This window comes from Bacillus cereus group sp. MG4 (assembly GCF_040460055.1).
Lineage (GTDB): Bacteria > Bacillota > Bacilli > Bacillales > Bacillaceae_G > Bacillus_A > Bacillus_A wiedmannii.
The window spans coordinates 66,788-78,772 of sequence record NZ_JARVGZ010000004.1; the positions used below are offsets into that span (position 1 = coordinate 66,788).

Here is an 11,985-nt window from a genome sequence, read left to right on the forward strand (position 1 = left end):
TTGGGGGAGTTGCTCCATTAGTGACACAATTGTTAAAAGCATTTATGTAGTATATCGTTTCTAACATGTTGAAAAAGAGGTAAATACCCACGGCGTTAGTTATGGGCATCTACCTCTTTTCGTATTGAGAAAGTTACCTTTTAAATTCGGGACAACAAACAATATAAGTAATTCCCGTCCCAATCCTAAGGTAATACGCTGCAATAGGAAATAAACCCCTATTGCAAATCAAGGTCAAATACGAGAAAAAATAAAAAAAGATTGAGTGAGTTCACTCAATCTTAAGAAGGAGACAAATGACAGATTATCACAAAGCTTATTAAATAGTATAACTCATATTGTCAGAAAATTAAATTCATGATTTGTATATCAAATGCCGTTTCTGTTGCAAAGTTTTACACTACCCTAAAAATATAGAATTAAAATACAAATAGGAAGAATAAATCGTATGAAATATACAAGATGAGGTATAGACTATTCATAATTTTTAATCGTTTTTAAACTTTGCAACAGAACCTATTTTTCTTCTTGAGGTATACAAGAGAAAAAAAGAGGGCCTTTTATAGAAAGGCCCTCTAAAAATGTATGTCTTTTATAAACAAACGAATAGCTAGGATATAGCAATCTATCCTCCTAATGTTACTTTATGATTTACAGGTTAATTTCCACGGAAGAACGTTTCCTGTCTAAGTCTGTTTCTGTAGATTGTTCAGAAAGTGTCGTGCATTCTTGAAAGGCAAATTGTTTACAGCCCTTACATTTGGATGTCTCTAATTCTTGTAGTGCAAAATGCAATGCTACTCCTGTACGTGTGAAAAAGTGTGGTTCGCCAATTCTTTCGTATAATCCTGTTTGATGGAATATTTCTTTCGGTTGATGCTGGATACCGGAAATCAAAAGGGTTCCTTGTTTTGCTAGCATCTTCTTTCGAATGTGTTCTACTGCAGATTCTGCCGAAGTATCCATAAAAGACACGTTTCCCATACGTAGGAGAAGAATGTGAGCGTTAGACTGTAGGGCAGATTCTATAGACGTTTCGAACTCCTTTATGGTACCGAAGAATAAGGGACCTTCTACGGTGAAGATACTGATTTGCGGACAATTTTTCCCATTTGCGACGATGTCTGACTTGACATAGGAATCTACTGGATCTGGCAATACTTTTCGAACACGTAAAGATTTGCTCATTTTTCCAATAAACAAAAGAAAAGCAAGGAGTAATCCCACGCTTACTCCGGTTGTAAGATCTGTGAAAACGGTTAATAGGAACGTCAAAACAAGTACTAGGGTGTCCCCCGTTCTTGTTTTCAGAACATGAATAAACTCATGCTTCTCACTCATATTCCAAGCAACGACCATTAAAATCGGTGCCATACTAGCCAGTGGAATATGAAAGGCAAGCGGAGATAGAAATAATAAAACCAGTAATACTACCATTCCGTGTATCATGCCTGATACTGGCGAAGTCGCTCCATTTTTAATATTTGTTGCAGTCCGAGCGATGGCACCCGTCGCAGGAATGCCGCCAAATAATGGTGCCACCATATTGGCAATTCCTTGTCCCACCAGTTCTTTATTACTATTATGTTTACTATTTGCCATGTTATCTGCCACCATGGCAGATAACAATGATTCAATCCCGCCTAATGCCGCAATGATACAGGCTGCTGGCAGTAACATAAGGATGTTCTCCCATGTAAAGGCAGGCATTTGGAAATCTGGTAGCTGATGTGGAATATCGCCGTATGTAGTCCCAATCGTTTCAAGTTGATTCGGAAATAGCAGGATTGCGATCAAACTTGAAATGACCAATCCTAATAAAGCGCCTGGAATTCGAGGTAACCATTTTGTAGCTGCGATCACAATTCCTAAACACAGAAAAGCGGTAAGGATACTATACCGATTCATATCTGTGATATTTGTCCCAATTTCTTTCATGTTATAAAAAAAGGTTTCTTGTTTTTCCAGGTGATGCAGCCCTAAAAAATTTGCAATCTGTCCAGAAAAAATAATGACCGCAATCCCCGTTGTAAACCCAATCATGACAGGTCGCGGAATAAATGTGATAAACCTTCCTAGTTTGCATACGCCCATTAAAATAAGTAAAATTCCTGCCATAAAACCAGCAATTAATAAGTTTTCATAGCCATATTGCATTACAATCCCAAGTAAGATCGGTACAAATGCGCCTGTTGGTCCTGCAATCTGATATTTTGATCCCCCAAATATGGATACGAGAATTCCTGCGATAATCGTCGTATAAATACCATATTCAGGTCGTACACCGCAAGCAATGGCAAATGCCATAGCAAGCGGAATCGCTACGATTCCTACCACCAATCCTGCTAACATATCTTTTTGTAAGTTCGCGAGGTTATATCCTGCATATCTGCCTGAAAATCTCATCGTTTTTCCTCCTCCTCCTGCATGTATTTAAGGACTTGTTGTATGTGCGTAGGAATATCCCCCTACAACGACTTCTAAATTTCCTGTTTCGGGATGAATGACAAGTCCATGCACAGGTACAGAAGATGGTAATAAGGGGTGTTGGCGTATGATTTCTACACTATGTTGGACACTTTCTTGTACATTGCGGAAACCGGTTAACCATGTAGATAGATCGATTCCTGCATGTTGTAAGGTACGAATGCAAGTGGAATCAATGCCTTGCATTCGTACCTTGTCTAATAGGGGCTCTGCTTGCAAACCCGCCATGCCACAATCTTCATGACCAATTACACAAATTTCCTCCACTTGTAATTCATAAATGCCCAGTATGATACTCCGCATCATACTACCAAAAGGATGGGAAATCACAGCGCCTGCGTTCTTTATGACTTTGGCATCCCCATTTTGTAAGCCCAATGCTTGTGGTAATAATGTTAACAGTCTGGTATCCATGCAGGTTACAATCAATAACTTTTTATTTGGAAATTTGGTCGTAGAAAAAGGTTCGTATTCTTGTTTTTGTACAAATGTTTCATTATGCGTCAATATATTTTCTAACAATGTCACTTGGTAACGCCTCCCTTATAGGTATGATCACATGAACAGGCTGAAATAAAAAAAGCTTGCCAATTTTTAAGATTGGTAAGCTTTTGATACGAATTCGGACGTGATCTTATGTTTAGTCTAGAGAGGATAAAATTTGGTGTCAATAACCTAAAACATGAGAAATATATTCTATAGATTTCTTATAAAATATGAAATTCTTTTTTCTGATTCTTACCTGTATCTCATGTTAAGAACATATATAGGAAAAATAAGTATCATAAAATCACCATACATCTGCGTTGTTTCGATTTTTCACTGTTCTACACAGGGAGACATTGTTTTCTGATTCGCAATATGCGTAGGTTGAGAAATACAGATAGTACCTTGTATGTCATATGAAATCCATTTACAATGTAACTAAAGTATCGTTAATGATGCATTTAAGTTTCGCTAATATGAGAATTTCCTATATATAATTGATTCATGGTGAAATAGAAAAGAATGAAAGCTGAATCTATCATCATGATAGCTATTTTATGTAAAACTTGGAATTGTTACGAGGGAGACAAATTGAGAACAATGGATGTTTATTAGGAACAATCCATTTCATATATGAAGGAGGAAATAGAATGAACAAAACTGTAAAATATGCAATTCGATTTTTAGCTGTACCCTTTGTAACAGGTGCAGTTCTGTTTAGTGCAGCGGCAACGCAAAATGTACAAGCAGCTAGTGAACCATCACTACAAACACAAAAAAGTGAAGTGGGAACATTAGAAATTACATTGACAGCTATGGAATGGAAATATGATCATAGTGAGCCCGGGGGATTTAAATATTATCCTGGAAACAACTTAGCAGATGTAGAATTTACAATCTATAATAAAAAGGACAATACAGAGTATGCAAAGAAACGAACGGATAAAAATGGAAAAGTTTCGTTTCAACTCCCTTTGAATCTTTCTTTTTCCTGTAAACAAACATCCGCATATCCAGAAACAAATGGGGGAAGATATGTCCCTGAGACAAGAACGTTTTCTGGATCTTTTAAAACAAATGGAGAAATCTATCAGCATAATGTGTACAATATGTTCACATTATATTAAAAAACAAAACCCTTTGAAAAACGATTTCAGTTTTTCAAAGGGTTTTAACGTACTAGAGATTATGTAAATATTTTAGTATGAGTTCCAAATTTGCGGAACCCATTCAGGGTAATCAATAAGTGGATTTTGATTCCTTTCAAAATCTTCGCCATGCTTCACGTACATTAAAAGGAATCGAAACGATTCATGCTATATATAAGCAAAAGAGAAGTCACATTCTTGATTTCTCTCTTGCGGCGTGCAAGGAATTATAGGAGTTATTCAGGGTACTTAAAATCTAACCAGATTTTGTGAATTATCGTATACTTTTTCGAACTTTGCAACAGAACTTGTTAGCTTAATAGCGATGTGGTGGAACCAAAAATTATTAAAACATATTTCATTATTACTTCACTGCTTTGGCTACAAGTGCTGCGTATGCTTCTGCACCTATTTTGGTTAAATGCACACCGTCAGGTGCAAAGTAGTCTTTCTTTCCAGCACTTGCTGCATACCAATCAACTAGAGTTACATTCGGGTATTCAGATGCCGTAACTTTCAGTCTCTCATTCACGATTGATTCCCATGGACGTGGTACTCTCGTATTAATAAATATGATTTTACGTTCGTTTCCAATTACTTTTATTAATGAGACAAGTTGCTCAGTAGTAAAGGCTCCATTTGTACCTAATCCAATAATGACATAGTTTCCTAAATTCCCTTCATATTTTAACTGTTCAACTACCGGAATCGCTTTTGACAGCTGGCGACCAATTTGCGCATCAATCCTAATATCAGGAAAAGTATTTTTTAAATACGGAGTAATATCAATCATAACGGAATCGCCTATCGCAGTAACTGTGAGTGAATTTTTAGGTTGCGCAGAATGTACTTCTCTTGATTCCCCTTGTTTTTGAGACGTCTCTTGATTTGGATTTTCCCAAACTGCAACTGGATGTGGCGCCGGTTGTGTTTGTGCTGTTTCCACCTTATCTTGTTGAGAATGTTCCTTAGCCTTACTAGCTTTGGATAACCCTACGACGGCTATCGACGAAACGGATAATGTACAAATTAAAGCTAACTTAACACCTAAAGTGAAATGTTGATATTTTAAGTTCCTAAACCGAATGTTCTGGAGCGCACCTTGTCGGATTGGTTTTTCAATAAACTTCCATGAAATTTGCGCAATCAATATAATGAGAAGAAATTGAAGGAGTGCTCTTATTAATGAAAAATCCTCAGCATTTACCTTTGGAGTAGTCAATGTAAGAATTGGATAATGCCAGAGGTATATGCCATACGATCTTATCCCTATCCAACGTAAAGGTCTAAATCGTAAAAATTGAGCAATACGACTAGCTGGATGAGCTAGATTTGCCACTAACAATGCTGTTGCAATTGATAAGAGAACCATTCCTCCCTTGTATAGAAATGGATCATATTGATTGGTCTTCCAAAACATAACCAAAATAATAATAAGGGCAATGCCCCCCACTACATCAAGAATGAAACGCGCCTTTGGGATAATTTTATTTGCTAGCCTATTGCTTGGCCAAACTAAGGCAAGTACCGCCCCGATAAGTAAGGAAAAGGCCCTCGTATCTGTACCATAATATATTCTGCTCGGATCAGCTCCAGGTTCATACAAAATTGCCATCGCTAAAGCGGAAGCAACGGCTCCCAGACAAATTAATAAAATCATACGGGATTGTTTTTTTATGTAGTAAAGCCCTAAACTAATGATAAACGGCCAAACAACATAGAATTGTTCCTCAACTGCTAACGACCAAAAATGATTCAATGGAGAAAGCTGGCTAAAATTATCAAAGTACGATAATTTATGATAAATATACCACCAGTTACTAACATAAAATAATGCCGCTAATGAATCTCCGCGCATTTTTTCAAGTAAAGAGCTATGAAAAATCGTAATCCATGCCAACGTTATAACGAGCATAACGAGCATTCCCGGAAGCAATCTCTTTGCCCTACTAAGCCAGAATTTTTTTAAATCAATTCTCTGATTTCTCTTCCACTCTATCGCTAGAATATCTGTAATTAAATAACCTGAAAGTACAAAAAATACAGTAACCCCCAAAAATCCTCCAGGCATCCAATTAAAATTAATATGATACAACATAACACCTAGTATAGCTAGGCCCCTGAGACTGTCCAACCCAACCATATAACGACTATTTTTTTTAAAAGGTTTAGCCACCCTACATTCACCTCTATTTCTTGGAAATTAGGTTAGAGGGTGTTGCAAAACTAAAATAAATATGCAATGTTATGAATCAGAAAAACTAGCTGAACATGTAGTAGATAGCGATTTTGACCATACCAACGTGGCTGTTCCAGCCCTTTATTTTTGAGTTTACTAAACTGTTGTTCAATTTTCCCACGCTCTTTCATCAACTGTTTACCAAAGATGGTTTGTACAAAATGAGACAATACACGATGATGTGTACTCTTGATTTGTTCACCATTCCGTGGATTGATTGGATTCATGGCAAAGATGTCACACGTTCTTGCAATTTCATAAATGTGCTGACTATCATACGCAGCATCTGCAACGGAAAACAAGACATTTCGATCTTGTATATCTCGAAGCAATACAGAAGCCATTTTGCTATCATGTACGTTCGCTGTTGTAAATGTATATGACAATACAACACCTTCTGGTGTAGAACAAACATGAGCCTTATATCCTTTATACCAACCATAACGAGTCGATTTCCCCCACCTTGCTTGTGAATCATACAAACTACTTCGTAAGGCCGTGCTATCAATTAAGACGCAAGGAATTAGCCCTAAATTAAGTTCGTGAAGAACCTTTTCATGAATGACTGGAATACTTTCTTCACGAAACCAAGTGCTTACACGTGAAAAGGTGGAAATATGAGGAACAAAAGATAGCCCACAAGATGCACGAAATGAAGGAAATTGATGTAAAAAACGAGTTAATTTGCGTAAAGAATCAATTTGGAATACATTTTTCAGGAAAAAACATTTCAGTAAAGCTTTTCTGCAGATTGGTGGGCGACCTGTAACAGGCGGAACGCCTCCAATTGTTAAACTGTCTACGTACGCAAATAAAATATGTAAAATCGATTGATTTTCCTCAAAATTGGTTATCATACTAGTAAATCCGTCCTTTCTGGAGATAGTTTGGGATACTATCATTCTTCCAAGAAGACGGCTTTCTTTATGCATGCATTTTTGGATATTTATGGGTTTTGCAACACCCTCTAAATGTTTTAGTTCGCTAACCTTCTTGCGTGAAAATTATCTTTCTAATCTTAGTGTGATTACACCATCTAATTCTGAAGTACCAGGTACTGCTACCGGAGTACTACCTGAAATCCGATTTGAAGAAATAAGGTTCCCCCAGATGTCACTATACGTATTTACCACTCCAGTAGTATAGAATCTTTTAGCTTCAAAACCAATGAACCCCCTTTGTCCTGGTTTTAAATTAAAACTATACGTACTAGAGTTGGTTAAAGCCTCAGCCCAATGATATCCTCCATTTAGTTTTACAAATTTTATATCTAATCCGCCTCCAGCATCCCAGGTCTCTGTTTGTGTAATGGCATATGTCTTCGCTATAGAGCAACCATTTCCATTAGCCGGACAGTTCATTGTTGCACTCGCTCTTTGAGAGGGCATATAAAAATTATACTCTCTCTCTGGCTTATATTCTTTTCTATTCGCCATTGCTGCAATAGAGCCTGTATTGTTATTTTGTATTGCTGCTAATTTTTGTTTATTATTAGATTCCCTCTTTTCTTGTTCATATTGCATAATAGGAACCTTTTCAGCCTTACCGTTTGAAATCTTTATGACTTCAGCTATATACGTATTCGCTTCTGTTAATTCCTTTTTACTATTTTTAGGATCTACATCGGTAGAAGCATTTGCAACTCCAGGTAATACACTTCCTGCAAGACAAGATGCAATAAATAAATTACGAACTGTTTTTTTCATATTAATGATTCCCCTTAATTTTAGTGGCGCCTAAAATTAAGAATAGACTGTTTTTTTTTAAATATATAGTCTGTTCTCCCCGAAATATTTTTGTTATACTTACTTATACACATCAAAAATCATCTTAAAATAATATAATCGTCGATATGTTAAGTCTCCCGATACTTGGATTTTTCGGAGAAATGCCATTAAATATATGCTTCTATAACCATATAAGGGGCACCATACATGCCCATCAACGTAAGGACGGAAACAAAATGAGCTTTCGTGCATATTAGCGAAAAAAACTTAAAATATTTTGTGTCCTTAAAAATGAATATAGCAAATAAACCTAGATAGGTAGCATTTTTAAAAATTATGCTACTTTCTTTTGTTTTTCAAATCCATTATATTGCATAAGCAACCCCCATAATGTCAAAGACTGTTTTTGTCTGGTATGTTCGAAATTGTAAGGCATATAAGAATGAGATACAGGAACAATCCAATGAGAAGTATGTATCTTATATAAGTTGGATCATGAAAATCACTAAAAAGAATGATACCGACAATTGTAATCAACATAATAGATAATAAAATGACTGGATGCACATAGGGTGGGTTGTTGGTTATATATATGAGGTAACAAGAAAAGGAAATAAGGAATAGTAAGAAAGCAATGAAATCGGATTTATACATAAGAGGATTCCTTTCTCAAAAAGTGTATACAAAATATTGACGAATGGTAGCGAATCTACATTGGTTTCGCATGAAGGATGCCGAATCAAACATTTGTTTAAAAATATTGATACGTATAGAATCCCACTATAATTACTATATAAACATTTCACTATCAAGGGGATCCCCTTGATAGTATCGTGGCTTCGCTACATTTTGCAACCTCATCAGCACTGATGTCAATGAGGGGTAGAAAACATAAAAATATCCTTTTATTTGTTATTGCTTTTCATTCAATTGCTCAATGAGTGGCTTTTGATATAAAAATAAACACCACAAGTAGGGGCCTGTGGTGTTTAGGAGAAAGTTATAAAAAGCTAGTATAAATGTTAGCATCTTTTATTTTACTAGAAATTATATATATTGGAGGGTGTTGCAAAACTCATAAATATTCAAAAATAAATGCATAAAAAAATCCGTTTTCCTGGAAGAATGATAGTACCCTAAACTATCTCCAGAAAGGACGGATTTACTAGTATGATAACCAATTTTGATCACAATCAATCCATTTTACACATTTTATTTGCCTACGTAGACAGTTTAACCATTGGAGGCGTTCCGCCTATTACAGGCCGCCCACCTATCTGTAGAAAAGCTTTACTCAAATGTTTTTTTGTGAAAACGGTATTCCAAATCAATTCATTACGTAAGTTAACTCGCTTTTTGCATCAATATCCTTCATTTCGTGTATCTTGTGGTCTTTCCTTTGTTCCTCATATATCCACTTTCTCACGTGTAGGAACTTGGTTTCGCAATGAAGGTATTCCGTTGATTCATAAACAAACTCTTGAAGAAATGAATTTAGGATTAATTCCGTGTGTTTTAATTGATAGCACTGCCTTACGGAGTAGTTTATATGATTCCCAAGCAAAATGGGGGAAATCTACTCGTTATGGTTGGTATAAGGGATATAAAGCTCATGTCTGTTCTACACCAGAAGGTGTTGTATTGTCGTATGCATTTACAACAGCGAACGTACATGATAGCAAAATGGCTCCTGTATTGCTTCAAGATATACAAAATCAAAATGTGTTATTTTCCATTGCAGATGCTGCTTATGATAGTCAGCGCATTTATGAAATTGCAAAAACATGTGATATTTTTGCGGTGAATCCAATTAACCCACGTAATGGCGAACAAAGCAAAAGTACACATCGCCGTGTATTATCTCATTTTGCACAAACCATCTTTGGCAAACAGTTGATGAAAGAGCGTGGGAAAATTGAACAACAGTTTGGTCATCTCAAAGATAAAGGGCTGGAACAGCCACGTTGGTATGGTCAAAATCGCTATTTATTACATGTTCAGCTAGTTTTTCTGATTCATAACATTGCATATTTATTTTAGTTTTGCAACACCCTCATATTGGTATTGAGAAAGTTACTCTCTAAATTCGAGATAACAAACAATACATGCAACGATTATTCCCATGATAAGATAACCCAATAGAATATCTATGCCAAGTACAAACATGATGTTTCTTCCCATCTATTGGTTATTTTGCTAGTTGATCTTCATATTTTTGAACCAGTCGATAAAACGTAGTTTTGGGCACATTTGCGTTCTTCATTGCTTCCACTGCTGTAATGGACCCAGTTTTCCAAATATCATATGCAGTGATAAATGCAGGGGTAATTTCCGCTTTGGGTCTACCTAGGTGTTTTCCTTGTTTTTTTGCTAAATCAATCCCTTCTCTTTGACGTGTTTTGATTTTGGTACGCTCTTCTTCTGCCAACCAAGAAAGAATTTGAAGTACAAGATCAGTAATCAAATTTCCTAAATTATCTTTATATTTTGTTGTATCTAACAAAGGCATATCTGTAATGACAATGTGTGCTTTTATATTTTTTGTAATATCCTTCCATTCATTTAAAATCGCTTCTTTATTCCTGCCAAAACGATCAAGTGATTGCACATATAAAATATCTCCTTCTCGCAACATCAGTTTGACAAGTTGATAATTTTGACGATTAAAATCTTTTCCAGATTGTTTATCCATAAAAATATCTCTTTCATCAATTCCAATTTTTCGCATCGCTTCGATTTGTCTACCTTCATTTTGCTCTTTACTACTCACTCTTATATATCCGAATTTTCTGTTATTCAATATACGTGAACCCCTTCAATTTTGTTTATATGATGATAGTATAACAGAGAAATAGACCGAAAGGTGCCATTTTTATAGAAACGTTCCTAAAACACGAATTCGAGGTTTAGGAACGAAGTTTTCGTATATTTTTCACAGTTTCAAAAGGTGTACCTTTGCGAACTGTTAAATAAAAAAGAACAGACTATTGAAATAGTCTGTTCATAGGTAACAGATGAAATGAAAGTTACTCAAATTTATAGTATAATAAATTTCTAAATAATAAAAGGTATTAACAAAAAAAGAACGGTTCTATTGGCATAGTCCGTCCTTCGAGAAGGGAATAATGACCGTTATTCTTCTTAATTATACTTAATAAAACAGAAAATTCAATCTGTTATATATTGAGAAAATATTCATCTTCTGAAATAAGGTGGTTGTTATGAATAAAGGTGATGCCATTTTAAGGTTGTTATCAGAAATCAAGTTGGAACTTAAAGAAGTAAAAGAACAGATGGAGAAAATGCAAACAAAGTTAGATACATTAGAACAACAAAATCAGGTGAAGAACAAAATAGAGCGAAAGAAGCCAAAAACAAAACCTGGTAAACAAGATAAGCGAGATTGGAAATACCCAGCTAAGCTGAAATGAAAACTGTACAGGACTAAAATCATACAGAAAAAGTGAGGTGATAGGTACATGAATAGAAAAGAATTTGAGGATACCTTACAAAATTTTTCTTTCTTTTTAGCTAGTCGTGGAAGAAAAGCATCCACAATTAAACGATACGTCTATGATATTGAGGACTTTGGAAGATGGCTGCAAACATCGAACCGTTTTCAAGAAAAGAACGTATGGAACAAGATAGATAAAGAGGATTTTGAAGCCTATTTTCAGGAACTCATATACAAACGAAAGTATGGAGAGAAAACCATTCATCGTATTGCAGTCGTGTTAAAGAAATTGTATCAGTTCTTGGATATTCCAAGTCCTATTGTAGAAATGCAGGGAATTACTCCACCGAATCGGGCCCTACGCAAAGAGGATTTTATTACGAAGGAAGAAGAGAAAAAGCTGAAAACCATTCTTTCTTCACCTGAAGGATTGTCAGAAGAACA

The 11,985-nt window shown here is 35.7% G+C and carries 10 protein-coding genes and 1 pseudogene; 5 read left to right on the top strand and 6 right to left on the bottom strand.

Annotated elements, in window-relative coordinates:
• Positions 1–651: 651 nt before the first annotated feature.
• Positions 652–2,406 carry a SulP family inorganic anion transporter gene (locus QCI41_RS30410; protein ID WP_353839098.1) on the bottom strand — a complete coding sequence of 585 codons (1,755 nt, stop codon included), beginning with the start codon at positions 2,404–2,406 and terminating at the stop codon, positions 652–654.
• A 27-nt stretch (positions 2,407–2,433) separates the two neighbouring features.
• Positions 2,434–3,015 carry a beta-class carbonic anhydrase gene (locus QCI41_RS30415; RefSeq protein WP_353839097.1) on the bottom strand — a complete coding sequence of 194 codons (582 nt, stop codon included), beginning with the start codon at positions 3,013–3,015 and terminating at the stop codon, positions 2,434–2,436.
• 608 nt (positions 3,016–3,623) lie between these two features.
• Between QCI41_RS30415 and QCI41_RS30420 the strand changes: the two genes are divergently transcribed.
• On the top strand, positions 3,624–4,100 hold the full coding sequence (locus QCI41_RS30420) for a SpaA isopeptide-forming pilin-related protein (RefSeq protein ID WP_078187223.1): 477 nt from the start codon (positions 3,624–3,626) through the stop codon (positions 4,098–4,100).
• 134 nt (positions 4,101–4,234) lie between these two features.
• Positions 4,235–4,354: pseudogene (locus QCI41_RS30425) on the top strand (IS6 family transposase); the annotation flags it as partial.
• Positions 4,355–4,485: 131 nt separating this feature from the next.
• Here the strand turns inward: QCI41_RS30425 and QCI41_RS30430 are convergent.
• From QCI41_RS30430 to QCI41_RS30440, 3 genes are all read right to left on the bottom strand, one after another.
• Positions 4,486–6,297: an acyltransferase family protein gene (locus QCI41_RS30430; RefSeq protein WP_353839096.1), complete on the bottom strand. Its 1,812-nt coding sequence runs from the start codon at positions 6,295–6,297 to the stop codon at positions 4,486–4,488.
• 50 nt (positions 6,298–6,347) lie between these two features.
• A complete protein-coding gene (locus QCI41_RS30435) occupies positions 6,348–7,217 on the bottom strand; it encodes a transposase (protein ID WP_078187221.1) in 870 nt (289 codons plus the stop codon).
• Between the two features lie 147 nt (positions 7,218–7,364).
• Positions 7,365–8,066, bottom strand: coding sequence for a DUF6060 domain-containing protein (locus QCI41_RS30440; protein WP_078187220.1), 702 nt, complete (start codon positions 8,064–8,066; stop codon positions 7,365–7,367).
• A gap of 1,191 nt (positions 8,067–9,257) precedes the next feature.
• Here QCI41_RS30440 and QCI41_RS30445 point away from each other — a divergent pair.
• Entirely contained in the window at positions 9,258–10,127 is an 870-nt protein-coding gene (locus QCI41_RS30445) for a transposase (protein ID WP_353836336.1), read from the top strand.
• Between the two features lie 148 nt (positions 10,128–10,275).
• On the opposite strand, the gene QCI41_RS30450 is transcribed toward QCI41_RS30445, so the two are convergent.
• Entirely contained in the window at positions 10,276–10,887 is a 612-nt protein-coding gene (locus QCI41_RS30450) for a recombinase family protein (protein ID WP_078187219.1), read from the bottom strand.
• A gap of 421 nt (positions 10,888–11,308) precedes the next feature.
• Here QCI41_RS30450 and QCI41_RS30455 point away from each other — a divergent pair, with 421 nt between their 5' ends.
• Positions 11,309–11,518, top strand: a complete 210-nt coding sequence (locus QCI41_RS30455; protein ID WP_065486365.1) for a hypothetical protein — start codon at positions 11,309–11,311, stop codon at positions 11,516–11,518.
• Positions 11,519–11,566: 48 nt separating this feature from the next.
• Positions 11,567–11,985: site-specific integrase (locus QCI41_RS30460; RefSeq protein WP_353839260.1), on the top strand; the 419-nt coding region annotated here is incomplete at its 3' end.